Here is a 24,913-nt window from a genome sequence, read left to right on the forward strand (position 1 = left end):
CTGATCGTGGTACTCTCTGTACTATGATAAACGATATCTTGTAATAGGATAACCGGCATGGCAAGATATTTTCAGATTTTGACGGGAATGGGTGGGTGACGGCATGGAACGCGTGGTGATTACGGGGATGGGCGTTGTCTCTCCTCTCGGAAACAGCGTGGAAAGCTATTGGAATCGGTTGATTCGGGGAGAATCCGGGATTTCGCGGATCGATAGGTTCGACGTTTCCCGGCACAAGTCCCGAATTGCCGGCCTTGTCCGTGATTTCGACGGGGAGGCGTTATTCGGCCGGAAAGAGGCCCGGCGCATGGACCGCTTCTCCCAATTCGCTCTGGCGGCCGCCGAGCAGGCGATTGCGCAATCCGGACTAGAGTTCGAACGGGTGAATAGCGAACGGGTCGGCGTTTTCGTCGGCTCCGGCGTAGGCGGCTTGCAGACTTTAGTGGATCAGGACACCCTGTTGCACGAGCGGGGACCCGAGCGCGTGAGTCCCCTCTTGGTGCCCATGATGATTTCGAATATGGCGGCGGCCATGATCAGCATCAAGTACGGCATAACAGGTCCGACGATGTCTCCGGTTACGGCTTGCTCCATCGGCAATACATCGATCGGAGAAGCGTTTCGGTCGATCCGCTGGGGCGTATTGGATGCGGTCGTTGCTGGTGGAGCCGAAGCAGCCGTCACGGAGCTTTCGCTCGCGAGCTTCGGCAACGCGACGGCTTTATCGAGCCGCAACGACGAACCGGCTAAAGCCAGCCGACCGTTCGATGCAGGACGGGACGGGTTCGTCATGGCGGAAGGAGCGGGGATTCTCGTGTTGGAGTCGCTCTCTCACGCCTTGCGTAGGAACGCGCCGATCTTCGCGGAAGTGATCGGTTACGGTGCCACCTCGGACGCTTACCATATGGTGGCCACTCATCCGGAGGGGACCGGAGCTTACAATGCGATGAAGCTGGCGATTCAAGAAGCCGGCATTCAACCCGCAGACGTATCGGTCATCAGCGCGCACGCGACGAGCACGGAGATCGGTGACATTTCCGAAACTTTGGCCATTAAAAAGCTGTTCGGCGAAACAGCCGGCCGAATCCCGGTGACGGCGAACAAGTCCATGACCGGTCATTTGCTTGGCGCATCGAGCGCAGTGGAAGCGATCGGTTTGGCGCAATCCTTGCGACACGGCATCATTCCGCCAACCATCAATCTCGAGCAGCCTGATCCCGCGTGCGATTTGGACTATGTCCCGGAACGGGCAAGGGAAGCCGAGTTGTCCATCGGGTTGTCCAATTCCTTCGGCTTTGGCGGCCATAACGCGGTTATCGCGCTTAAATCTTGGCGAGCATAAGTCATGACTCCCTGATGAGAAAAAAAGCCCATCGTCTCCCTTGAACAGGGAAAGCGATGGGCTTTTCGTTATTGTTGGCCTTATTCGCCGCCGGCGGCGGAGATCCGGCTCAGCGCACGCTGCAGAGCGAGCTCCGCGCGTTTGTGATCCAGCTCGGTCGACCTGTCGGTCAGACGACGCTCGGCGCGTTCCTTGGCTTGTTGGGCACGGACGACGTCAATGTCATGGCCCAGCTCGGCCGCTTCCGCCAGAATCACGACTTTGTCCTTGCGGACTTCCATGAAACCGCCATGAACGGCCAAGTACTCATCTTTGCCGTCGATTTTGGCTTTCACGGGCGCGATCTTGAGCGGGGTGACGAGCGGAACGTGGTTCGGCAAAATACCGAGCTCGCCGCCGACGCCTTTGACAACGACCATGTTGACGTCTTTCTCGTACACCTTGCGTTCAGGCGTGACGATTTCGAGTCGTAGGGTGCTCATTTCGATTCCTCCCTGGCCGTCGGCGGATTAAACCGCAGCAGCGAGTTTTTTGGCCTTCTCGACAGCGTCTTCGATTACGCCGACGTTGTGGAAAGCCGGTTCCGGGAGATCGTCATGCTTCCCTTCGAGGATCTCTTTGAAGCTGCGGATCGTTTCTTTAACCGGCACGTATACGCCTGGGATGCCGTTGAAGGCTTCGGCGACGTGCAGCGGCTGGGAAAGGAACAGCTGAACGCGGCGGGCGCGCAGTACGACGAGCTTGTCTTCCTCGGACAATTCGTCCATCCCGAGGATGGCGATGATGTCGAGAAGCTCTTTGTAGCGTTGCAGCAGGCGTTTGATGCCTTGCGCGACGTTGTAGTGCTCTTCGCCGACGATTTCAGGCGCCAGGATACGGGAAGAAGAAGCCAGCGGGTCAACCGCCGGGAAAATACCCATGGCTGCGATGTTACGCTCCAAGTTGGTCGTTGCGTCCAAGTGGGCGAACGCCGTAGCCGGAGCCGGGTCGGTGTAGTCGTCCGCAGGTACGTAAATAGCCTGGATCGACGTGATCGAACCTTTTTTGGTCGAGGTGATGCGTTCTTGCAATTGGCCCATCTCGGTCGCCAGCGTCGGCTGGTAACCTACCGCGGACGGCATACGGCCGAGAAGCGCGGATACCTCGGAACCCGCTTGGGTGAAGCGGAAGATGTTGTCGACGAACAGAAGAACGTCGCGGCCTTCTTCGTCGCGGAAGTATTCCGCCATCGTCAGGCCCGTCAGTGCGACGCGCAGACGCGCTCCCGGAGGCTCGTTCATCTGGCCGAATACCATCGCAAGCTTGGAGATAACGCCGGACTCCGCCATTTCGTGGTAGAGGTCGTTCCCTTCGCGGGTACGCTCGCCTACGCCTGCGAATACGGAAATACCGCCGTGCTCGGATGCGATGTTGTGGATCAGTTCCTGCATCAAGACGGTTTTGCCTACGCCGGCGCCGCCGAAGAGACCGATTTTACCGCCCTTGGTGTAAGGAGCGATCAGGTCGACGACCTTGATGCCGGTTTCCAGCATTTCCGTTTGGGTAGAGAGGTTTTCGAAAGTAGGAGCGGCGCGGTGGATCGGGTAAGTGATCGCTTTATCCGCTTCTCCCGCGTTGTCGATCGGCTCGCCCAATACGTTGAATACCCGTCCCAGCGTAGCCGGACCGACGGATACCGTGATCGGAGCTCCCGTGTCGACGGCTTCCATGCCCCGGACAAGACCGTCCGTGGAAGACATGGCAACCGCACGGACGAGGTTATCGCCAAGATGCGTAGCGACTTCGACCGTCAATGCGATGTCGCGCTCGCCGGAATTTTGCGCTTTATGCTCAATACGAATGGCATTCAGGATCTCGGGCAGTTGGCCGTGGTCGAACTCGATGTCGACGACCGGACCCGTGATCTGAATAACGCGTCCCTTGTTCATGCGTGTCCCTCCTAAAACATATTCCCCAAAAAGTGACGTTAAGCGTTGAAGCTTATTCGATTCCTTTTCGTGGGCCCCGCTAAAAATGCTTGTAGTACGTTATGCTTGCGCATTCGCGCCGCCGACAATTTCCGCAATTTCCTGGGTAATTGCCGCTTGGCGCGCGCGGTTGTAGGTCAGCGTGAGCTGCTGAATCATTTTCGTGGCGTTTTTCGTCGCATTGCCCATCGCCGTCATCCGCGCACCGTGTTCGCTTGCCTTGTTGTCCAGCAGCGCGCTGTACACCAAGGTTTCCGCGTACTTCGGAAGCAGAACTTGGAGAACTTCCTCCGCGGACGGCTCGTATTCGTAGTCCGCCTTCGCGCCATTGCCGGCGCCGTTAAGCTCGCTCGCGTCAAGCGGAAGCAGCTTTTGCAGCGTCGGGATTTGCGTAATGGCGTTGCGGAACTCGTTATAAACCAGGACCAATTCGTCGTAGGTTCCGTTCTCGAATCCCTGGACGGCGGCTGCCGCGATCGGTTTCACGTCCGCGAACGTCGGGGAATCGCTCATTCCGGTCACTTCTTCCACGATCGGAATGTCCCGTCTCTTCAGGAAGTCGCGGCCTTTGCGCCCGATGACGAACACGGCGTACTGATCCTTCGAGCTGTGCCTTTCGCGAATCGAGATCAGAAGCTTGCGGAGCAAGTTGGTGTTCAAGCCGCCCGCCAGACCGCGGTCGGAAGTGATCACCAGGTAAGCCGTCCGCTTCACCTCGCGATTCTGGAGCATGGGATGCTTTACGCCGCTGGAGCCGGACGCGATGCTGAACACCACCTCGCGGAGCTTGTCGGCGTAAGGCCGGGAAGCGAGCGCCGCGTTCTGCGCGCGTTTGAGCTTCGCCGCCGAAACCATCTCCATCGCTTTGGTGATCTGCTTCATGTTCTGCTTGCTCTTGATCGAGCGTTTGATTTCGCGCATGCCTTTAGCCAATCCAATTCACCACCTTATTGCCGGGACGTGCCGCTAGGAACGGTCCCGGCCGCCTGTATCGCGTCTTATGCCGTTACGGCAAAGCCTTTTTTGAATGCGCCGATCGCTTCCACGAGCGCTTTTTCGTTGTCGGAAGTCAAATCTTTCGTGTCGCGGATGGACGCGAAAATATCCGAACGGTTGGCATCCAAGTAGGTCAGGAATTCCGATTCGAATCGGCGTACGTCCTGAACCGGGATATCGTCGGTGTGACCGCGGGTCACGATGAAGAGCGAAACGACTTGGCGTTCAACCGGCAGCGGCTGGTTGATGCCTTGCTTCAGGATCTCGAGAGTACGCACGCCGCGGTTCAAGCGGGCTTGCGTAACCTTGTCGAGGTCGGAGCCGAATTGCGCGAACGCGGCGAGTTCACGGTATTGGGCAAGGTCAAGCTTCAGCGTGCCCGCGACCTTCTTCATCGCTTTGATCTGCGCGGAGCTGCCGACGCGGGATACGGAGATACCGACGTTAACGGCAGGACGTTGGCCGGAGTAGAACAGGTCGGCTTCCAGGAAGATCTGGCCGTCCGTGATGGAGATGACGTTCGTCGGGATGTACGCCGATACGTCGCCCGCTTGCGTTTCGATGAACGGAAGCGCGGTCAGGGAGCCGCCGCCGAGCTCGTCGTTCAGCTTCGCTGCGCGCTCGAGAAGGCGGGAGTGGAGATAGAATACGTCGCCCGGATAAGCTTCGCGTCCCGGAGGACGGCGGAGCAGCAGGGACAATTCGCGGTATGCTGCGGCTTGTTTGGTCAAGTCGTCATAGATGACCAGAACGTGCTCGCCTTTGTACATGAAGTACTCGCCCATCGCGCAGCCGGTGTACGGCGCCATGAAGAGCAGCGGAGCCGGCTCGGAAGCGCTGGCGGATACGACGATCGTGTAATCGAGTGCGCCTGCTTTGCGCAGCGTTTCGACGACGCCGCGGACGGTGGATTGCTTCTGTCCGATGGCGACGTAGATACATTTCACGCCATTGCCTTTTTGGTTCACGATCGTGTCGATCGCGATTTGGGTTTTACCCGTTTGGCGGTCGCCGATGATGAGCTCGCGTTGGCCGCGGCCGATCGGAATCATCGAGTCGATCGCCTTGATGCCGGTTTGCATCGGCTCATGAACGGATTTACGGGCCATAACGCCCGGAGCCGGCGACTCGATCGGACGGAATTCGGTCGTGGCGACCGGTCCGTTGCCGTCGATCGGCTGGCCGAGCGCGTTGACTACGCGGCCCAGCAGAGCTTCGCCTACCGGAACTTCCATGATGCGGCCGGTGCGCTTCACTTGGCCGCCTTCTTTGATGTTCGTGTAGGGACCCATGATAACGACACCGACGTTGTCCTCTTCGAGGTTCAACGCCATGCCTACGACGCCGCCTTCGAACTCGAGGAGCTCGCCGGCCATACACTTTTCAAGACCGTGAACGCGGGCAATCCCGTCACCGACTTGGATGACGGTTCCGACGTCAACGACTTGGATATCGGATTGGTAATTCTGGATCTGCTGTTTGATCAGCGTGCTGATCTCTTCAGGTCGGATACTCAACTCGTTTCACCCCTGTTTCTACGACGCAACCGCGTACCGGCGGCCACGCCGCGGCCGGTTGCCCGTTCATATATTACACGGACGCTTGCAATTGCTTGGAAAGCCGATCCAGCTTGCCGCGAAGGCTTCCGTCGTACAAGGTATCCCCGATGCGGACGGTGAGCCCGCCGAGCAGCGCTGCATCGACGACGTTTTCTACGCGCACGGTTTTACCGATCAGCGATCCGAATTGGGTCGCCAATTTGGTTTTCTCATCCTCGGTCAGCGGTTTAGCGGAAGTGACCACCGCATCCGCGCGCCCGAGCACGCTGCCCGACACGAGACGGTACGCGTCCAGCAAGGACGCAAGCTCGCCGTGACGGCCGCGTTCGATCAGCAGGCTGATCGTATTGAGAACGATCGCGGACGCCTTGTCGCCGAATGCGGCTTGAAGCGCCTTGATCTTGTCAGCCGTCGTGATGCCCGGAGCAGCCAGGAACGCGCGGATTTCGGCGTCTTTCTGCGTGGCTTCGACCACGGCTTGCAATTGGATTTCGGTTTCCGCCACAAGCCCTTGTTCCCGGGCCAGCTCGAACAGCGCCTTGGCATAGCGCCGCGCTACGACTGTCCCCCGGCTCATGACTTATTCCCTACCTCTTGAAGGTATTGTTCGACCAACTGTTGCTGCGTTTGCTCATCGACTTGCTTCTCGATGATCTTGGACGCGATCAGGACGGACAAGCCGCTGACTTGCGCTCTAAGAGCGGCAACCGCTTTGTTCTTCTCGCTCTCGATGTCGCGGAGAGCCTCTTCTTTCAAACGGCCGGCTTCGTTGCGGGCGGCCGCGAGAATGTCGTCCGCTTGCTTGGAGCCCGTCGACTTCGCTTGCTCGATGATGTCGTAAGCTTCCTTGCGAGCTTGTTGAAGGGCTTGTTTCTGCTCTTCGATATATTGGTTCGCTTCGTCACGGTTTTTCTGAGCGCTTTCCATCTGCTCCAACACCATTTGGCGGCGCTTCTCCATGACTCCGAACAACGGTTTGAATGCAAAACGCTGCAGAAGGAAGAACAGGACAGCGAATGCGATCAACTGAATCAGGAAATTTTCCCATAAGAAACTCAACGGACCTTCACTCCTTTCACACGGCTAATCTCATCTTGCGTGCGTTAATGGCAAAAGGAAGGCGAGGAGGCTCCAGGCACTCCGCGCCTTGCGGTTCGATAGATTACTTCGCCCACATGAACGCGAGGACGAGGGAGATGATCGGCATTGCTTCTACCAGACCTACGCCGATGAACGCCGTAGCCGTCAACGTACCGCGAAGCTCAGGCTGACGGGAGATGCCTTCGACCGTTTTGCTGAAGATCAAACCGTTACCGATACCAGCGCCGAGCGCACCCAGACCAAAAACGATACCTGCTGCCAAATAACCGTATTCCATTGTGTAAATCCTCCTCGAAAAATGGGTTTGTGTACTTGATTAATGATCCTCTTCATGGACAATGGATTGCGAGATGTAAACCATCGTCAGCATGGTGAATACGAAAGCCTGAATGCAGCCTACGAAAATACTGAATCCTTGCCATACGATCATGGCCGGAATGCCGATCGCGCCCATCCCGAGAATAACGCCGATCATGACTTCGCCGGCAAAAATGTTGCCGAAAAGACGCAAGCCGAGCGTCAGGGGCTTGGACACGATTTCGATCAGGTGGATCGGAAGGAAAACGATGTTCGGGTTGTGCGTGTAATGCTTGAGATAGTGCTTCGTGTTGTGGCGCAAGCCTTGGATGTGCGACAGGACGATGACGATCAGAGCGAGAGCCATGGTCATCGAGGCGTCGGCCGTCGGAGACTTCCACCAATTGAAGGCCAGGTGTTCAGGCTGCCCTTCCACGTACAGTTGCTGCCCGAGGAAGGTCGCATGACCGGCGTCGTGCGCTTCCGTTACGATGCCGAACGGAAGGCCGAGCATGTTGGACACGAAAATGTACAGGATCAGCGTCAAGCCCAGAGCCAAGTAAGGTTTGCCTTTCTTGAAGTCCATCGCTTGCCCGATGATTCCTTGCACGAATTCGACGACCCACTCCAGGAAGTTCTGGAGTTTGCCCGGATTCTCGACCGACGCGTTCCGCACGGCCAAGCGGCACAACACGAATACGATAAGGCTCGACAGGACGATCATGAAAAGGGCGGCCAAGTCCAATCTGAATCCGCCGATCTTGAGCAAAGGCGCTAAATGTTCCATCTTATTGCTTCTCACCCCTTTCATCGGAGGAGTGACCGCCGGATTGGCGGCTTATGGCGAATAATCCCAATAACAGTGTGACCAACGGCCCCGCTAATAAACCGACCGCCGTCGCCGGGAGATTGAACTCCAGGTAGCGGACGGAAATCACCGCGGCCAACACGCCGATTGCAGCGCGGGACACGAAGCCGAACGTTCCGAAACGGCCGCGTCGTCCGGTCGCGGCTTTCGCCGCGATGGCCTGCACCTTCCATGCCAGATGCAGGGACATGAGATAGCCCCCCGCCACTCCCATCAAGAAACCTCCGAAAACCGGCTTCCAATCGGGCCGGAATACCATGCCCAAGAAACCTACGGACAAAAAAAAGAACGTCAAACGCGTATTCCTTCGCATCAAAACGGGCAAGTCGTTCATTACGTCCTCCGTTCCCCCGAAAACTTGCGGATTAGCGCGACGGCGGAACCGATGCCGGCCACGAGCCCGACGATGACGCCCGTCAGGTATCCGAAATCGGTACCGTTCCGTTCGTCATACACCGTCCCCAGCCACCAACCGAGTCCGACGCATACCGCAAGCTCCACTCCGAGCCCCATAACCAGTCCCGCGGTTTTCCACGGGTTGATGTCCTGAGGCGGCTTGTTCCGCTGAGGGGAGTCCGTCATTTCTACTCGCTCCTTCGATGCCCACGGAAGTCGAAAAAGCCCGGAAAGTAAGCCTTTTCTCCCCCATGTTCCACGTTTTATTGTATCTTTCGGTTACGACGTTTGTCAATGAAACGAAATTCAAAAATTGTGTGAACGGACAAGCCCGGAAACCCTGATAAATCAAGACTTTTCGGGTTTTCGAACCATACAGTTCGACTGTATGCTGTATGCCGGTTTGCGGGATGGTAGAAAGACTTTGGAAGCCTTTTCCTCGGCAAACGTCCCGCAGCACGTCGAAAAGTCGGCGGATACACGACGGGAACCCTCCTCCTCCGCTCCGGAGGAAAGGGTTCCCGACTATGAGGGCCGACGATTCAGCGGAACGAATCCGGCCTTTCGCCTTTGCCGAAATGATGGAGGATCGCCTGCACGATCCGCCTGGAGGCTTGTCCGTCCCCGTAAGGGTTGGCGGCTTTGCTCATGCGTTCGTACAGCGCGGGCTCCGTCAACAGAGCTTTGGCCCTGCCGTATACATGATCTTCATCGGTTCCGACCAGCTCGAGCGTGCCCGCCTCGATGCCTTCCGGACGCTCCGTCGTATCGCGGAGCACGAGAGTAGGAACGCCGAACGAAGGCGCTTCTTCCTGCAGCCCGCCGGAATCCGTCATGATCATGAACGTATGCGGATAGAAGTTATGGAATTCGAACACGTCGAGCGGCTCGATCAGCTTGACCCGCGGATGGGAGCCCAGGATTTCGTTCGCCGGCTCCCGCACGGCCGGATTCGGGTGCACCGCGTACACGACGGCGACGTCCTCGAATTCGTCGGCAATGCGCTTGACGGCGCGGAAAATGTTGCGGTGCGGCTCTCCGATCGCTTCGCGGCGGTGAGCCGTCATGAGGATCATCCGCTTGCCCTTCGCCCACTCCAAAACAGGGTGTTCGAAGCCCGGATCCACCGTGTACTGGAACACGTCAGTCGCCGTGTTGCCCGTGACGTAGATTTTGTCGGCGGGTTTATTTTCCTTCAGCAAGTTCGCCGCCGATTGCTGCGTCGGAGCGAAATGAACGTCGGACAAGACGCCGGCCAGCTGGCGGTTCATTTCTTCGGGATACGGGGACATTTTGTTCCAAGTGCGCAGGCCCGCTTCGACGTGCCCGACTTGGATCTGCTGAATGAAGGCCGCGTAGCTGCCCAGGAAACAAGTTTGGGTATCGCCATGGACGAGCACGATGTCCGGCTTGGATTCGGCGAGCACGGGCTCCAGCCCTTCCAATACGCGGATGGTCGTACCGGTCAACGTCTGGCGTTGCTGCATGACGTTCAGATCGTAGTCGGGACGGATCTCGAAAAACTCCAGCACCTGGTCGAGCAGCTGCCGATGCTGAGCCGTTACGCATACGATGGAATCGATCTGTTCCGGAAACTTCTGAAGCTCGAGCACGAGCGGCGCCATCTTCACCGCTTCCGGCCTGGTGCCGAAAATCGTCATGACCTTGATCTTGCTCACGTTGTCGGTCTCTCCTTTAACCTTGGGCAATCCTTAGTTGGTGCCGTACAGGCGGTCTCCCGCGTCTCCGAGACCCGGCACGATGTAGCCTTGCTCGTTGAGCTTCTCGTCCAGCGCCGCCAGATAAATGTCCACGTCCGGGTGGCGTTCCTGCACGGCTTTGACGCCTTCGGGAGCGGCAATGAGGCACATCAGCTTCGTCGGGCGGCAGCCCCGCTTCTTCAGCATGTCGATAGCGGCGTTCGCCGAGCCGCCGGTAGCCAGCATCGGATCGATGATGATCAGCTCCCGCTCTTCGACGTCGGTCGGAAGGCTGATGTAATATTCGACCGGCTGCAGCGTTTCGTGATCGCGGTACATGCCGATATGCCCCACCTTCGCGGAAGGCAGGATTTGCAGCACCCCGTCGACCATGCCGAGTCCCGCGCGCAAAATCGGAACGAGGCCCATCGTTCTGCCGGCAATGCGGCGCCCGACGGCCTCCGAAACCGGCGTATGTACGGTGATTTCTTCCAAAGGCATGTCCCGGGTCAGCTCATAAGCCATGAGCATCGCGACCTCATCGACCAATTCCCGGAACTGTTTCGTATTCGTTTCCTTGTCCCTTATAATCGTTACTTTATGCTGGATCAGCGGATGATCGCAAATCACGAGTCGCCCCATGATTTTCCTCCCTTTCGAATGGAGGCCCGACGGGTAACGCTTGGATGCGGCGGTCGGCCTCGGCTATGTGACTTGCCCTTCATTATAACATTGTCTCCCGAAGCTTGCGCAACTCTCTTGCGGACATGCCCTGACGCCGGAAACGCATCCGATTTCCGCACGGGAACCGCGATAGCGGGCTTTCGTTTTTGTTGCCGCTATCTTTTTTGCAGTAGGAATGCCGAACCTGTAAAATGATAAACATATCCTATTCCCTACCGTCAGGAGGCGTTCCCATGAGCCATTTGGGCCAACCTTACAAACTGAAAAGCCTGGAGCTGAAAAACCGAATCGTCATGAGCCCCATGTGCCAATACTCCGTGGATGCGGAAGACGGCAAGCCGAACGATTGGCACTTCGTCCATTATGCCACGAGAGCGATCGGCGGCACCGGCCTCATCATCATCGAAATGACGGACGTCGAGCCGGACGGACGCATCAGCAACCGGGATCTCGGCATCTGGTCGGACGATCACATCCCCGCATTCCGCCGCGTCATCGACGAGATCCATAAATACGGCGCCAAAGCCGCCATTCAGATCGCCCATGCCGGCCGCAAGGCGCTCGACGCGGAAGTACCGGTCGGTCCGGGCGACGAGCCATTCGCCCCCGACGCCAAAAAGCCGCGGCCGCTGACGACCGAAGAGGTTTGGCAAATGGTCGGCAAATTCGCCGACGCCGCCCGCCGGGCGGTCGAAGCCGGCGTCGACACGATCGAGCTGCACGGGGCGCACGGCTATCTCATCCATCAGTTCCAATCCCCGGGCATCAACAAGCGGACGGACGAATTCGGCGCCTACTACGCCAAATTCGGCGTAGAGATCATTCGAGCCGTCAAAAAAGTATTACCCGCGGATATGCCGTTGATTATGCGGGTCTCGGCCATTGAGTATATGCAAGGCGGATACGGACTCGAGCATTCGTTGGAAATGTGCCGGGCGTACCGAGACGCAGGCGTCGACATGTTCGATATCTCCACCGGCGGCGAAGGCGGACCGGCGGGTCCGCGCAAACCGGGCAACTACCCCGGCTACCAGCTTCCGTACGCTCGGGCCGTGAAGGAGCAGCTTGGCGTGCCGGTCATGACCGTCGGCATGATGGAAGACCCAGCCTTGGCCGAACACGCGGTCGCCGGCGGAGACGCCGACCTCGTCGCGATCGCCCGGGGCCTGCTGCGCCAGCCGTATTGGGCGATCGACACCCTGCGCGCGCTGGACGGCAAAGCCGACATCGTGAAGCAATACGAGCGCGGTTATAAGTGAATAAAGAAAAAGATGGCGAGGCAAGAGGGTTCTCCTCTGCTTCGCCATCTTTTTCTCTACTTTAACGGAACTCAGCGACCTTATTCCGGTTATTTGAGCCCATTTGATAGACTAACGGAACTCTACGCCGCTATTCAGCCATTATGAGGTTAATTCTTCGTGAAATACGGACTATAACGTCACTGAGTTCCGTTAGATTTTCAAAATGACCTTTGTCCGACGAATAACGCTTTTCAGTTCCGTAAGCTCTCGCTAATTCGAGGGAGACGCAGAGGCGAAGCCCTTCCACTTTCTCACTGCGATCAAGAGAATCGTTGCGCACAGACTCATCCCGAACAGCAGCAAGTAGAGCGTCGACCCGCCCCAAATCTCCAGCACCGCTCCCCCTGAAGCATTTCCGATGATCCCGCCCAACCCATAGGTCAAAGCCGCGAAAGCCGCTTGCGACGTCGCTTTCGATTTTTCGTCGGACAAGTCGTTGACGACCTCTACCGCAACGCCCGCGAACAGAGCGTAGGAGACGCCGTCCAGCAGTTGGAGCGCCATCGTCAGCGCCATGTTGTCGAACGCGAAGAGGCAAAAACATTTTAGCGCATAACAGCCGGCTGCGAACGCCAGAATGGGAAACCGGCCGAAACGGCCCACCAAGCGAGCGGACAACCCGAACATGGGCACCTCGATCAGCGCCGCAACGGAATAAGCCGTGCCGACGAAGCCGAGGTCGAACCCTTTTTCCCGGAAGTACAGCGGCAAGAAGGAGGAGTTCACCGCCATCGAGGTCATCAGCAAGAAACCCATGAAAACGAACAGCAGGAACGGCCGGTTACTCGCCGCGGTACCCGCTTGCTCGATCAGGGACGGCCTTTTGCCCGAAGAACGCGGCACCGCCGGAAGCCTCAGCATCGATACGAGGATCGGAATGCTCATGGCGAAAAAGATCAGGAAACTGACCGGATAGCCGGTTTCCTTGTAAATAAACCCGGTGATGAACGATCCGATGGCGTAACTGAGCGCCCCCCACAGCCGAACGCTGCTGAACGAGAAGCCTTCTCGGCTTCCGATCTGGACCGCCGCGGAATCGGTCAAGGGCATCGCAGATGACGAAAACCAGGAAAACAAGATGGCCAGCGCCAAACAAACGGCATACCCGCCCGAAAAGTAAAATCCGAGCCCGATCACCGGCATGACGACCACGCACACTCGAAGGAGGGTCAGCGGGTTGCGGAGCCGGTCGTTGATCATGCCCATGACCAGCGGTGAAACCACTCCCGAGACGGCCCACGCCGACAGAAGCAGTCCGGTCGCCGTGCCGCTGAATCCTTTGGACTCGAAGTAGAGGCTGAGAAAAGGAGAGTACATCGACATGCCTAAGTAATAAAAGAAATAGAATACGGATAAATTCTTCAACCTGCAGGATCCTCTCTGGATAGCATGCGGTCATTGTAACACAGGACAGCGCCGCTTCGGCGCCTGGAAAGAAAAACATCCCGCTCCGCCGCGAAGCGGGAGCGGGATGTCCGAATGGCTGGGATTAATATTGCAGGCCCGGGTACAGCGGATATTGCGCCGTCAGGTCGCGAACGAGATCGCGGGCTTGCCGGAGCGTCGCTTCGTCCTTCGGGTTTTTCAGCGTCATGGCGATGACCTTGGCGATCGTCTTCATCGCTTCGGCGCCCATGGCGCGGGAAGTGACGGCCGGCGTGCCGATCCGGATGCCGCTCGTCACGAACGGGCTCGTCGGGTCGAACGGGATCGCGTTCTTGTTGACCGTGATGGCGACGGAGTCGAGGACATGCTCGGCGTCTTTTCCCGTGATGTTCAGGTTGCGGGTGTCGATCAGCATCAGGTGGTTGTCCGTACCGCCGGATACCAGGTTCAGGCCTTCCGCCAGCAAGGCTTCGGACAGCACCTTCGCATTGGAGACGATGTTGCGTGCGTAGTCTTTAAACGACGGCTGCAGAGCCTCGCCGAGGGCGACCGCCTTGGCGGCGATGATGTGCATCAACGGTCCGCCTTGGGAGCCCGGGAATACGGCTTTGTCGATCGCCGCCGCCCACGGCTGGCGGCACAAGATCAGGCCGCCGCGGGGACCGCGGAGCGTTTTGTGCGTCGTCGTCGTGACGAAGTGCGCGTGCGGAACCGGGCTCGGATGCTCGCCGGCCGCCACGAGGCCCGCGATATGCGCCATGTCGACGAACAGGAGAGCGCCGACGTCGTTGGCGATTTGGGCCATTTTTTCGAAATCGATGATGCGCGGGTACGCGCTCGCGCCGGCGACGATCATGCGCGGGCGATGTTTGAAGGCCGCTTTGCGGACTTCGTCGTAATCGATCGTGAACGTATCTTCGCTGACGCCATAAGCGACGAAGTTATAGAACAGGCCGGACGCGTTGACCGGGCTGCCGTGCGTGAGGTGGCCGCCGTGCGCCAGGTTCATCCCGAGCACGGTGTCGCCGGTTTTGAGCGCGGCCAGGTAGACGGCCATGTTCGCTTGCGCGCCGGAGTGGGGCTGCACGTTCGCATGCTCGGCGCCGAACAGCTCTTTCGCGCGGTTGCGCGCGATGTCCTCGGCGATGTCGACGTATTCGCAGCCGCCGTAGTAACGTTTGCCGGGATAGCCTTCGGCGTATTTATTCGTGAGCACCGTGCCCATCGCTTGCAGGACGGCGGGGCTGACGATGTTCTCGGAAGCGATCAGCTCGATGTTGTCGCGCTGGCGGCCGAGCTCCAGGTTTAACGCTTTGACGATTTCGGGGTCTTGCTGGCGCAATTGATCCATGACGGGAAAACCTCCAATATTCGAATGGGATAGGGACGAAAATGAAAATTTATCGGTAGATGTTCGGTCGATCCGTACGATTTAATCGCAAGTTCCGCTCGAGGACGTCTCGGTTGGCAGTTCATATACCGCCCTCGCTCCGCCGATCAGCTTCGGACGGCTGTAGGCGGCCGTCACGCGGGCTTCGCCGATCCACCGGACGGAAGGCCGAAACGGTACGGCGACGACACGCAGGTGCATGCCGATCAGCGTTTCGCCGATGTCGAGGCCCGCATGGACCTGCACTTGTTCGACGAGGCAAGGGTCTTTCATCCGGCGGTAGGCATACGAGGCCATGGAGCCTCCGGCCTTCGGAACGGGCACCGCCGACACGATCGTCCAGCCCATCGCTTCAGCCAGTTGGCGTTCCATGACCAGAGCGCGATTCAGGTGCTCGCAGCATTGCCACACCGCGGCGAAGCCGATCTTGGCACGGGCCCGCTCTACGCCTTCGTGGATCTCGGCGGCCACCGTCTCCGCTCCGGACGTGCCGATGCGGCGTCCTTGCACTTCGCTGGTGCTGGTCCCGATGACGACCAGCTTGCCGGAGCCGATGCCGCCGGCTTCCGCCAGCTCGGTTAACGCTTGCTCGACCAGATCGGCGATCGGCGCTTGTTCCTTCGTCGTCATGCCGGTCACCTCCGACATCAAGGATGCAAAGCCTGTTTGTCTTCGAGCCCCATCACTTTGCGGATCCGGTTCAGATGGCGTTCGCCTTGGGAAAACGGCGTGTCCAGCCAAACTTTGACGATCTCCTCGGCAAGGCCCGGACCGACGACTCGTTCGCCCATGGCGAGCACGTTGGTGTCGTTATGCTCGCGGGTCGCTTTGGCGGAGAACAAGTCGTGCACGAGCGCGCAGCGGATGCCCGGCGTTTTGTTGGCCGCGATCGACATTCCGATCCCCGTGCCGCAAATCAGGATCCCCCGCTCCGCTTCGCCGTTCACGACCATGTCGCAAACGGGAATCGCGTAATCCGGATAATCGACGGAATCCGCGCAGTCGCAGCCGACGTCGAGCACTTCGTGGCCCAGCTGCTTCAGCATCGGAACGATGACGTCTTTCAGACGGTAACCGGCGTGATCGGCACCAATCGCTATTTTCATGGATGACTACCTCCCAAGGATAAACGGCTCGTATTCACAAGGGTATTATACCTGAATTGTCCGCCGGCCAACAGTTGAGGGCATTCCTCCTTCGACACGCAAATTTTGCCGAAAAAGACAAAAAAGAGCGAGCGCGTCGTCAAACGCACTGCTCTTCGCCCAGGCGACCGGCCGTCATTCCGATGCTCCCCCGTGGTTCCACCCACTTCGCGTCGCCAGTCACATCGGAACGTTAAATTGTACCCTCATCATAACGGGTCCGAAGGTAAAAATCAATCCGGTTTCCGGTGTTCCGCGTCCTCCAACTTGTCCAGCAGGCGCAGCACGGCATTTTCGATCTCGTCCGCGCTTTTCTCATAGAAGCTGAGCGGTCCCCCGAAAGGATCGGCGATGTCGAAATCCGGCAGCCGGCGTTCCAGCTCCTCGAGACGGCGGCGCTCCTCTTCGCTGAGATTCTGGCCGAGCGCGCGGCGAATCTGCCATTCGGAGTACAGGCGCTCCGCCTCTTCGAGGTCGGCGGCCAACGCTCCGTCCCGAAGCGCGAACTCCTTCAGCGTGTAGGTTTTATCCGCGGCGTCCGGGTGGCGCCGTACGATCGCCTGCTTATGAGACGACGTCATCGTGAGAATGAGATCCGCCCAAGCGATTTGATCCGCGGACAAGGCCCGGGACGGACCGGGGACCGGCAGCTTGCGGCGGCGAAGCGTCTCGGCGGCGTTGGGGGAAACGGGATATCCATCCACGGCTCCCAGGCCGGCCGAACGGACTTCGACCGCCTTCCCGGCGCGGCCCGCCAAATCTCTCAGCATCGCTTCCGCCATCGGACTCCGGCAGGTGTTGCCCGTGCATACGAACAGAATGGTGCGCATATTTCCCCCTCCCTCTTACCGTATTCATAACAGAAAAAGCAGCCCGAACGCAAATAGGATCACGCCGCCGAACGCTTCGCCGTATCCTCCGAGGGAACGGCCGACCTTGCGTCCGAGCAGCAGGCCGAGCACGCTCATCAACCCTCCGAATAACCCGAACATCAACACCGTGAACAGCAAATGCCCGGAAAACATGCCGAGCGACACGCCCACCGAAAATGAATCGATGCTGACGCTTAAGGAGAACACGATCAGTCCCCATCCGGTGCGATGGTCGATCGATTCTACCTGTTCCCCCCGCAGCGAACTGTACACCATATGCCCGCCCAGCAGCAGAAGCAACGCCCCAGCGGCAGACGTCGCCACGCCTCCGAGCAGCGAGCTCACGTATTGTCCCGTCACCATCCCGCCCAGCGGCATCAGGATGTGGAAGAGCGCGATGACGGAGCTTAGCTTGAGCACGTCCAAGAGCCTGACGCCCTTCATCCCGATGCCGATGCCCAGCGAAAAAGCGTCCATGCCCAAGGCGATCGCCATCAGCAGGATGGCGATCAGGTGGCCGGCGGACGCGGACATCTCCAACATTAGCTTATCCCCCCCGCGCGTTCCGGAAACGGCGGATGCCGATCGATCCCGGACGCGAAATCCGCCTTCGCTCTTTTCTGAGCATATGCGGACAAGAGGGGGAACATGACCCGCCGCGGGGACAGGTTACGGTTGGGGGACAGACCTCACGCGGCCGCCGGCGGCTTTGCGCATGCGGTTCATGAGCGCGGCTCCGATTCCCCGCTCGGGAAACCCTTCGGCGACGATGAAGTCGAGACCGAGCCTGTCGCATTCCCGAAGCGTCGCGTAAAGCTGCTGCGCCGCCGTCTCGGGCGCTTGCCTGGAGCCGCAGACGAGGATTTCGTCCGCTGCTCCCTCGTAGCGGCCGGCGTGCTCGCCTGCCGCGATGATGCCGACTTTGCGGCCTGCGTCCCGGGCTTGGCGCGCTGTTTCGCGTACCGCTTGGATCAGGGCGTCGTCGTTATCTGCCGTGATGAGCAGCATTTCGCCTTCGGGGGCGTAATGCGTGTATTTCACGCCGGGCGAGCGGGGCTGCTCCGCCGTTTGCGCTTCCGGAGCGCCTTCGGCCGCCGATTCGCCGCCGGTTTCGACGCGGGCTTCCGGACCGGCCGCTGCTTGCAGCTGCTCCGCGGTGACGCCGCCCGGTCTGAGGATGTGAATGACGCCGTCCAGCACCCGCACGACCGTGGACTCCAACCCCACCCCCGTGGGACCGCCGTCCAGCACGCCGTCGATCCTGCCATCAAGGTCTTCCATCACGTGGGCAGCGGCCGTCGGGCTCGGGCGACCGGACCGGTTCGCGCTCGGCGCGGCCAGCGGGCAGCCGGACAGCTCGATGAGCCGTCTGGCCGTTTCATGCGAGGGCATGCGCACCGCTACGGTGTCGAGACCCGCCGTGACGAGCGGGGACACGGCGACGGTCTTCGCAGGAAGCACGAGGGTCAGCGGTCCGGGCCAGAAAGCGCGAATGAGCTTTCTTTCCAGATCGTTGACCTGTTCCGCGAGCGAATCCAGCGCTTCTTCCGACGCCACATGCACGATCAGCGGGTTGTCGGACGGGCGGCCCTTGGCCTCGAAAATCCGCCGGACCGCGTCCGTGTTCCGCGCGTCGGCGCCGAGACCGTATACCGTCTCGGTCGGGAATGCAACAACGCCGCCGGCGGCGAGGGCCGCGGCGGCTTCTTTCAAGCCCGAGGACGATTCGTCGTCCGCCGGCCAATATTTCGTGTTCGTCATGGCGCGATATCCATCCTTGAGGTTTCTCGTCGCGATTATAGCATATTTTGGCGGGAGGCCGAAGCGCGATGTCCGGGGGCGGCCGATTTACGAGAAAATCGAGCCCAGGAACTCGCCGAATTTTTGCAGCAGCTCCCACAGGAAGAACCGGGGCTTCGGTTTGTCGGCGTCGCTGTCGGCATCGGCCGCTTTGCCGGCTGCATCGTCGTTTGCGTTCGCTTGTGCGGAAGCTAATCTCACAGAAGTTTTAACCGGTGTTTTCGTGGATGCTTTGCCGACCGTCGCTTGGGCTTCCGCCGGTTTGGCCGTAGCGGCTTCTTCCGATTTCGTCGCCGCGGTCAGGCACAGCGGAGGAAACAACACGCACCACCAGTTGGCACCTTGCGCCCCGCCCAGTGAGATCCGCAGCGCTTCATAGTTGCCGGATGGGTAGCTGCGTCCTTCGAACGTTTTTTCCGGAAAAGGCACCTTAGCCAGCTCCGTTGCGGCGCCATAATCCACGCCCCACTCTTGCAGCGTTTGGTCGGCCGTTTGCTGAATTTCATTCAAGTGGGAGGCGATCAACGCACGAGCTTGTTCATGGGTCCCCGGCATCGGTCCCCAAGACAAAATAAGCGCCTCCACCCGGTCGCGAACATCGCGCTTCACCTTCTGATCGAAGTCCGAGTCGGAATTGGCCAAAATGCGGATGCGGATCGCGTCCGGCGGAATCGCGGTTTCCTCATCTTCTGAGGAGGAGGCTTGAGCCGCAGCTCCCATAGTGGAAGACAACAACGGCACTAGGATCAAGCATACAAGGACGGCTTTCGCCGCAGCCTGGAAATTCAAGTTCGGGAAGATGGCAGCAAACTTCGTACGGATAAAAGTAAAATGATGGCCTTGACGTCGCATAGGGATTCTCTCTCCTTGAGCACCCGTCGGCGCTCGCTATGCGTTCCGGAACGTCTTAGCCATCATTATGTCCAGTCGGCGAATCTATAAACCTAGCAAATCGGAAAAAGGGAGGGGCGCTTACCTCACGGCGATGACGTGCCGGTTGATGCCGGCGTAGTCGACGACGAAGCGGATGCGCTCCCAGTCCGCCGCTTCACGCAGCAGCGCCGCGACGTCCTCCGCTTGGCCGGCGCCGACTTCCCAGGCGACGATCTGAGGTAGCTGCGGGAGCCGCCCAAGCTGCTCCGCCATCCGGCGGTACGGCGTCAAGCCGTCATCTCCGCCGTCGAGCGCCAGATGCGGCTCGAAATCGCGGACTTCCCGCTGCAAGTCGGGCATTTCGCCGGATGCGATGTACGGCGGGTTGGAGACGAGCACGTCGATCGGCTCCCCTCCCGCTTCCGCCATGAACGGTTCGAGCAGGTCTCCCTGCACGAACCGGATCCGCTCCTCCGCGCCCAGCAGAGCCGCTGCGTTGCGCTTCGCCATCCCCAGCGCGTCCGCGGACAAATCGCTGGCGGTCACCCGCCACGTCGGCCGCTCGGCCGCCAGCGTCACCGACAGAGCGCCGCTGCCGGTCCCGACGTCGAGCACGCGCGGAACCGCGCCGCTGCCTGCCGGCCACTGCCTGTCCGCCTCAAGCAGCACCGCTTCCGCGAGCAGCTCCGTCTCCGGCCGCGGAATCAACACCTGCGGTCCGACTTCGAACCGCCGCCCATAAAAATACTGCTCCCCCGTCACATACTGCACGGGTTCGCCGCTCCCCCTGCGGCGCAGCAGCTCCTCCCACGCCGCATCCAACCCGGCGCCCGCCGGCCACGGCTCGCGCCAATCCCTGAGCAGCTCGGCCTTGCTCTTGCCGAGCAAATGCAAAAGAAGAAGCTCCGCGTCCGCGGCCGCTTCTTCCACTCCTGCTTGCTCCAATCTCGCTTTCGTTTGGGACCATGCGTCCCGCAGCGTCTTCCTCGTCTCCGCGCTCAAACCGGGAGCCCCCTTGCGTTCTATCCGGGCGATCAGCCCATGTTCTCGCGTTCGAGCACCGCTTGCTGCTCGGCGAGCGTCAGCGTCTGCACGATTTCTTCCATGTCGCCGTTCAGCACGGAATCGAGCCGGTGAAGCGTCAGCCCGATCCGATGGTCGGTTACCCGGCTTTGCGGGAAATTGTACGTCCGGATCCGTTCGGACCGGTCGCCGGTTCCGATCTTCTCGCGGCGTTCGCCCGCGTACTTGGCTTCCTCTTCTTGCATCTTGATGTCCATGATGCGGGCGCGCAGCACTTGCAGCGCTTTGGCCTTGTTATCGTTCTGCGATTTGCCGTCCTGGCACGTCGCTATAATGCCGGTCGGGATGTGCATCACGCGCACGGCCGACTTCGTCGTGTTGACGGACTGTCCGCCGGCGCCGCTGGAGCAGAACGTATCGACTCGAATATCCTTGTCGAGGATTTCGATGTCGAGTTCCTCCGCCTCCGGCATGACGACGACCGTGGACGTGGAAGTATGGATGCGCCCGCCGGATTCCGTTTCCGGAACCCGCTGCACGCGGTGCGCCCCGCTCTCGTATTTCATTTTGCGGTAAGCATCGGAACCGGATACTTGGAAAATGACTTCCTTGAATCCGCCGAGATCGCTGACGTTCGCCTCCAGCAGCTCCGTGCGCCAGCCTTGGCTGTCCGCGTATTTGGCGTACATCCGGTACAGATCCGCCGCGAACAGGTTGGCTTCCTCGCCGCCGGCGGCGCCGCGGATTTCCACGATGACGTTTTTGCCGTCGTTGGGATCCTTGGGCAGCAGCAGGATACGGACGCGGTCTTCCAGCTCCGCGCGCCGCTCATCCAGCTCATCGATCTCCAGCTTAACCATTTCGCGCATTTCGTCGTCCAACTTTTCTTCGAGCATCGCCTTGGCGCCGGCCAATTGCTCCAGCACCGTTTTATATTCCTGATAGCCCTGGTACGCTTCCTCAAGGCCGGATTGTTCCTTCGCATAAGAACGAAGCCGCGCGGAGTCGTTCACCACGTCGGGATCGCACAGCAGCTCGCTCAACTTTTCGTATCGATCCGCCAAAGCTTGCAGACGGTCCAGCACTTCTCCTCAACCTCCGTTGTTTGCCGCACCATTCATGATGCGTCGGTTTTGCAACCTTTATTATATCACATCCTTGCAAGTGATTGATGCCCGGTTCCCGGCAGAAAGATTGCGTGGCAATCTACGGCCCGAATCTTTAAAATAGACGCATAAAGACGCGAAAATGCACGGAAACCTGCAGGGAAGGTGAAATTGGTGTCGGAACTGAACATTCGGGAAGTGGCGCCGGGCGACCCGGAATTGGCCTATCTCATCGGTAAGTTGGACGAGGACTTACGGGCCAGATATCCGCATGAAACGATTTACGGCGTGGACTTTGGCGATCCGAAGGTCCGCAAAATGACGTTCGTCGTCGCCCGCGCGGACGGCCAACCCGTGGGCTGCGGCGGCATTCGTCCGTTGGACGGTTCACAGGCGGAGCTCAAACGGTTTTTCGTGGATTTGGCCTACCGGGGGAGCGGCATCGCCAAGGAGATGCTGGACGCGCTCGAAAACGCCGCCCGCCGCCGCGGCTTCGCCGACCTGCTGCTGGAAACCGGCGTTAGGCAGCCGGAGGCGATCCGATTCTATGAGAAAAACGGCTACCATCGCATCGAGCCGTTCGGGGAGTACGCAGGTGACGAGCTGAGCGTCTGCTACCGGAAAACCTTATGAAGCTCGACCGCCTGCTCGCCATTACGATGCTGCTGCTCAACCGCAAGCGTGTCAGCGCCAAAGAACTGTCGGACCGCTTCGAGGTTTCCCTGCGAACGATTTACCGCGACGTGGAAACGATCCAATTCGCCGGCATCCCCGTCGTGTCCTATGCCGGCACCTCCGGCGGGTACGAAATCGCGGACCGATACCGGCTCGACCGTCAGGTTCTCTCGTTCGAGGAACTGGGCTCGATCGTCATCGCCCTGCGCGGCATCCGCTCGACGCTGGAAGACCGGGAAATCGAGCCCTTGCTCGACAAGGTCGGCGCGATGCTGGGCAAGTCCGAGCACGAACGGCTGGGGGAAACGTCGGAGCATCTCTCAATCGACATCAACCCTTGGAGCCGGGGACAAGAGGATAAAGAGAAGCTGGCCGGCCTGCGGGATGCGATTCGAGACCGTCGAATCATCTCTTTCGCTTACGTCAGCGGAGACGGCGACCAAACCACACGGTCCTGCGAGCCGATGAAGCTGGTGCTTAAAGGCTACGTCTGGTATTTGTACGGCTATTGTTTATTGCGCGAGGATTTCCGGATTTTCCGGCTGTCGAGAATCCGGGAGCTGGCGGTCACGGGTCCCTCTTTCGTGAGAAGGGAGCTGCCGCCGAGCGGGGACTATCTCAGATGGGAGCACCGGATCCACGGCAACATGATCGATCTGGTGCTGCATTTCGGGCCGAGGTCACGGGCTAAGGCGGTGGACGCTTTCGGGGCGGACGCCATCGAGGATTTGCCGGACGGCTCCTTTCTCGTGCGGGCATCACGTCCGGACGAGCCGTGGCTGTACGGTCACCTGCTCGGTTTCGGAGCTGACGTGAAGGTGTTGGAGCCGCGGGAAGCGGCCGAGACGATGCGGAAGAAAGCCGAAGAAATTTTGAACCTGTACGCGGATCGCTGACAGCCTGCTGTCAGTGGTCTTTTTGTATGCTGTTGTCGTGATGTCCGCTTGGCGGCATCCAACCTATCGGAGAACGGGAGGAATACACATGTTTCACACGATCGAAGAATTCATGAAAGAGTGGAACCACGAGTCCGCATCCACCAAAAAACTTTTCGCCGCCCTGACGGACGAAGCCCTGAACCAGCAGGTCGGCGCGGGGCGCCGGACGATCGGTCGTCTCGCTTCCCACTTGATCGTATCCCCTCACGAGATGCTGACCCGGACGGGCCTTCATTTCGAAGCCCCATTCGGCTACGACCATGTTCCCGCCTCCGCTGCCGAGATCGTCGAGGCATACCGGATCGCCGAACAATCCATGCGGGAAGCGATCCGGACTCAATGGACCGACGAAAATCTAAGGGATGTCCACGACATGTACGGCGAGCAATGGTCGAATGCCGTGACGCTGAGAGTCGTCATCCAGCACGAGGTCCATCACCGCGCCCAAATGACCGTGCTGATGCGGCAAGCCGGCCTCAAGATCCCGGGCATGTACGGTCCCGTATACGAGGAATGGGAAGAATTCGGCATGAAGCCGCCCGTCGTTTGAAAAAAGGCAGTCCGTTTTCCGCCTTGGCGGCTTCCGGACTGCCTTTGTTTATTTGCCGGGAGCGACGTCGTCCAACACGACGATCGTGTCGATCGGGGCTTGCGGCGGGATGCTCTTCGAGACGGCCGGCCCGTAATACGCCCGGATCCGCATGCCTTTCTTGAGATCGGTCCAAGAGAGCGGGTCGCCTTTCGAGGAGATGACCGTGGATTCTTTGCCGGCGTTCAGGACGAGATCGGTATGGAACTCATTGCCTTCTCCGGTGCCGAGAATAAGAGAAGTCCCTTCGTCGGTAATCCGAATATCGCCGAGCTTGTCTTCGCGGATAAGCCTTTGCGTTCCCACGACGATATTCTGCGCGAATGCGCTTCCTGGCAGGCTAGCCGACACGAAAGGTCCGTAATCGACCGCGACGTGAACGCCGGGCTTGAGCGCATCCAATCCGGCCGGACGGCCCTCTTCATCCGTGATAACGGATGATTTAGCGTTCGCATGGAATATCATCCGCCTGTTGGCATCGTTTGGCGACCGCCCGAGGAAATCGAACCTCACCCTGCCGTCTCCTTCTTGCTCTACGCTCGTGATAACGCCGTTGTCCTTAAAAAATGTGGATTCATCCTCCAGCAGCACCACCTTGTGTTCCTCAACCCAAGTGATTTTATACCCGAACTTCTGCGCAACCTCCCGCGCCGGCAGGTAAGCTTTGCCATCGATGAATACGGGTACCATGCCCGAGTCGAGTCCGCCCACGACGACCATCACGTCCTTGCGCAGAAGCCCGCTCACTTTCGAGGTCAAGCCAGAAGCGCCGGCGGCAGCCGTCACGGTGAGCAGTCCCGCCGCGGTCAGCACCAGTACCGTTCGAATCCTTTTCCTCATCCCCACGCACTCCCTTTTCGATGGATTTTCGCCCATAATATTCCATTCATTCTAACGGATACGAA

General features: G+C 59.4%; 28 protein-coding genes and 1 riboswitch. Of the genes, 5 read left to right on the forward strand and 23 right to left on the reverse strand.

What is annotated here, in order from left to right; genetic code table 11:
- The first annotated feature begins 103 nt into the window (after window positions 1–103).
- On the forward strand, window positions 104–1,342 hold the full coding sequence (gene fabF / locus EAV92_RS17585) for a beta-ketoacyl-ACP synthase II (RefSeq protein ID WP_123042297.1): 1,239 nt from the start codon (window positions 104–106) through the stop codon (window positions 1,340–1,342).
- A gap of 80 nt (window positions 1,343–1,422) precedes the next feature.
- Here the strand turns inward: fabF and EAV92_RS17590 are convergent, their stop codons facing one another.
- The 12 genes from EAV92_RS17590 to upp form a co-directional block, all read right to left on the reverse strand.
- Entirely contained in the window at window positions 1,423–1,824 is a 402-nt protein-coding gene (locus EAV92_RS17590) for a F0F1 ATP synthase subunit epsilon (protein WP_123042298.1), read from the reverse strand.
- A gap of 27 nt (window positions 1,825–1,851) precedes the next feature.
- Window positions 1,852–3,270, reverse strand: coding sequence for a F0F1 ATP synthase subunit beta (gene atpD / locus EAV92_RS17595; RefSeq protein ID WP_123042299.1), 1,419 nt, complete (start codon window positions 3,268–3,270; stop codon window positions 1,852–1,854).
- A 99-nt stretch (window positions 3,271–3,369) separates the two neighbouring features.
- Window positions 3,370–4,242 (reverse strand): ATP synthase F1 subunit gamma, encoded by an 873-nt coding sequence (atpG, locus tag EAV92_RS17600; RefSeq protein WP_123042300.1) that lies wholly within the window; start codon window positions 4,240–4,242, stop codon window positions 3,370–3,372.
- Between the two features lie 65 nt (window positions 4,243–4,307).
- On the reverse strand, window positions 4,308–5,822 hold the full coding sequence (gene atpA, locus EAV92_RS17605) for a F0F1 ATP synthase subunit alpha (RefSeq protein WP_123042301.1): 1,515 nt from the start codon (window positions 5,820–5,822) through the stop codon (window positions 4,308–4,310).
- Window positions 5,823–5,895: 73 nt separating this feature from the next.
- Window positions 5,896–6,441, reverse strand: coding sequence for a F0F1 ATP synthase subunit delta (locus EAV92_RS17610; RefSeq protein ID WP_123042302.1), 546 nt, complete (start codon window positions 6,439–6,441; stop codon window positions 5,896–5,898).
- Window positions 6,438–6,923: a F0F1 ATP synthase subunit B gene (gene atpF, locus EAV92_RS17615; protein WP_123042303.1), complete on the reverse strand. Its 486-nt coding sequence runs from the start codon at window positions 6,921–6,923 to the stop codon at window positions 6,438–6,440. The genes EAV92_RS17610 and atpF overlap by 4 nt, the downstream gene beginning before the upstream one ends.
- Window positions 6,924–7,026: 103 nt before the next feature.
- Window positions 7,027–7,242 (reverse strand): F0F1 ATP synthase subunit C, encoded by a 216-nt coding sequence (gene atpE / locus EAV92_RS17620; protein ID WP_123042304.1) that lies wholly within the window; start codon window positions 7,240–7,242, stop codon window positions 7,027–7,029.
- A gap of 39 nt (window positions 7,243–7,281) precedes the next feature.
- Window positions 7,282–8,049 (reverse strand): F0F1 ATP synthase subunit A, encoded by a 768-nt coding sequence (gene atpB, locus EAV92_RS17625; RefSeq protein ID WP_123042305.1) that lies wholly within the window; start codon window positions 8,047–8,049, stop codon window positions 7,282–7,284.
- A 1-nt stretch (window position 8,050) separates the two neighbouring features.
- On the reverse strand, window positions 8,051–8,464 hold the full coding sequence (locus EAV92_RS17630; protein ID WP_123042306.1) for an ATP synthase subunit I: 414 nt from the start codon (window positions 8,462–8,464) through the stop codon (window positions 8,051–8,053).
- Entirely contained in the window at window positions 8,464–8,712 is a 249-nt protein-coding gene (locus tag EAV92_RS17635) for an AtpZ/AtpI family protein (protein WP_123042307.1), read from the reverse strand. Before EAV92_RS17635 ends, EAV92_RS17630 begins: the two co-directional genes overlap by 1 nt.
- 356 nt (window positions 8,713–9,068) lie before the next feature.
- Window positions 9,069–10,205, reverse strand: a complete 1,137-nt coding sequence (gene wecB, locus EAV92_RS17640) for a non-hydrolyzing UDP-N-acetylglucosamine 2-epimerase (protein WP_123042308.1) — start codon at window positions 10,203–10,205, stop codon at window positions 9,069–9,071.
- Between the two features lie 33 nt (window positions 10,206–10,238).
- The gene (gene upp / locus EAV92_RS17645; RefSeq protein ID WP_123042309.1) at window positions 10,239–10,868 is read right to left on the reverse strand and encodes a uracil phosphoribosyltransferase; all 630 of its coding nucleotides are present in this window, start codon (window positions 10,866–10,868) and stop codon (window positions 10,239–10,241) included.
- Between the two features lie 275 nt (window positions 10,869–11,143).
- On the opposite strand from upp, the gene EAV92_RS17650 reads away from it, so the two are divergent.
- A complete protein-coding gene (locus EAV92_RS17650) occupies window positions 11,144–12,169 on the forward strand; it encodes an NADH:flavin oxidoreductase/NADH oxidase (protein WP_123042310.1) in 1,026 nt (341 codons plus the stop codon).
- A gap of 252 nt (window positions 12,170–12,421) precedes the next feature.
- Here the strand turns inward: EAV92_RS17650 and EAV92_RS17655 are convergent, their stop codons facing one another.
- The 10 genes from EAV92_RS17655 to prfA form a co-directional block, all read right to left on the reverse strand.
- Window positions 12,422–13,576, reverse strand: a complete 1,155-nt coding sequence (locus tag EAV92_RS17655) for an MFS transporter (protein WP_123042311.1) — start codon at window positions 13,574–13,576, stop codon at window positions 12,422–12,424.
- 124 nt (window positions 13,577–13,700) lie between these two features.
- Complete coding sequence (glyA, locus tag EAV92_RS17660; RefSeq protein ID WP_123042312.1) at window positions 13,701–14,948, reverse strand: serine hydroxymethyltransferase; 1,248 nt, start codon at window positions 14,946–14,948, stop codon at window positions 13,701–13,703.
- Between the two features lie 81 nt (window positions 14,949–15,029).
- Window positions 15,030–15,617, reverse strand: coding sequence for a TIGR01440 family protein (locus EAV92_RS17665; protein WP_123042313.1), 588 nt, complete (start codon window positions 15,615–15,617; stop codon window positions 15,030–15,032).
- 17 nt (window positions 15,618–15,634) lie between these two features.
- Window positions 15,635–16,093, reverse strand: a complete 459-nt coding sequence (gene rpiB / locus EAV92_RS17670) for a ribose 5-phosphate isomerase B (RefSeq protein ID WP_123042314.1) — start codon at window positions 16,091–16,093, stop codon at window positions 15,635–15,637.
- 150 nt (window positions 16,094–16,243) lie between these two features.
- Window positions 16,244–16,326: riboswitch (ZMP/ZTP riboswitch) on the reverse strand.
- A 39-nt stretch (window positions 16,327–16,365) separates the two neighbouring features.
- Window positions 16,366–16,962, reverse strand: a complete 597-nt coding sequence (locus tag EAV92_RS17675; protein WP_123042315.1) for a low molecular weight protein arginine phosphatase — start codon at window positions 16,960–16,962, stop codon at window positions 16,366–16,368.
- Window positions 16,963–16,986: 24 nt separating this feature from the next.
- Window positions 16,987–17,547 (reverse strand): manganese efflux pump MntP, encoded by a 561-nt coding sequence (locus EAV92_RS17680; RefSeq protein WP_123042316.1) that lies wholly within the window; start codon window positions 17,545–17,547, stop codon window positions 16,987–16,989.
- Between the two features lie 126 nt (window positions 17,548–17,673).
- Window positions 17,674–18,765, reverse strand: a complete 1,092-nt coding sequence (locus EAV92_RS17685) for an L-threonylcarbamoyladenylate synthase (protein ID WP_123042317.1) — start codon at window positions 18,763–18,765, stop codon at window positions 17,674–17,676.
- Between the two features lie 87 nt (window positions 18,766–18,852).
- Complete coding sequence (spoIIR, locus tag EAV92_RS17690; protein WP_123042318.1) at window positions 18,853–19,656, reverse strand: stage II sporulation protein R; 804 nt, start codon at window positions 19,654–19,656, stop codon at window positions 18,853–18,855.
- Window positions 19,657–19,776: 120 nt separating this feature from the next.
- On the reverse strand, window positions 19,777–20,679 hold the full coding sequence (prmC, locus tag EAV92_RS17695; protein ID WP_123042319.1) for a peptide chain release factor N(5)-glutamine methyltransferase: 903 nt from the start codon (window positions 20,677–20,679) through the stop codon (window positions 19,777–19,779).
- Window positions 20,680–20,711: 32 nt separating this feature from the next.
- A complete protein-coding gene (gene prfA / locus EAV92_RS17700; RefSeq protein WP_123042320.1) occupies window positions 20,712–21,785 on the reverse strand; it encodes a peptide chain release factor 1 in 1,074 nt (357 codons plus the stop codon).
- 195 nt (window positions 21,786–21,980) lie between these two features.
- Between prfA and EAV92_RS17705 the strand changes: the two genes are divergently transcribed.
- The 3 genes from EAV92_RS17705 to EAV92_RS17715 all read left to right on the forward strand — a co-directional run bounded on the left by EAV92_RS17705 (window position 21,981) and on the right by EAV92_RS17715 (window position 23,969).
- Window positions 21,981–22,439, forward strand: a complete 459-nt coding sequence (locus EAV92_RS17705; RefSeq protein ID WP_123043793.1) for a GNAT family N-acetyltransferase — start codon at window positions 21,981–21,983, stop codon at window positions 22,437–22,439.
- Entirely contained in the window at window positions 22,436–23,377 is a 942-nt protein-coding gene (locus EAV92_RS17710; RefSeq protein WP_123042321.1) for a helix-turn-helix transcriptional regulator, read from the forward strand. The genes EAV92_RS17705 and EAV92_RS17710 overlap by 4 nt, the downstream gene beginning before the upstream one ends.
- Before the next feature lie 88 nt (window positions 23,378–23,465).
- A complete protein-coding gene (locus tag EAV92_RS17715) occupies window positions 23,466–23,969 on the forward strand; it encodes a DinB family protein (protein WP_123042322.1) in 504 nt (167 codons plus the stop codon).
- Between the two features lie 48 nt (window positions 23,970–24,017).
- Here EAV92_RS17715 and EAV92_RS17720 read toward each other — a convergent pair whose 3' ends face one another.
- Window positions 24,018–24,848, reverse strand: a complete 831-nt coding sequence (locus EAV92_RS17720; protein WP_123042323.1) for a stalk domain-containing protein — start codon at window positions 24,846–24,848, stop codon at window positions 24,018–24,020.
- Window positions 24,849–24,913: the final 65 nt, after the last annotated feature.

The sequence above is a fragment of the Cohnella candidum genome, from assembly GCF_003713065.1.
In the GTDB taxonomy this organism is placed as follows: Bacteria; Bacillota; Bacilli; order Paenibacillales; family Paenibacillaceae; genus Cohnella; species Cohnella candidum.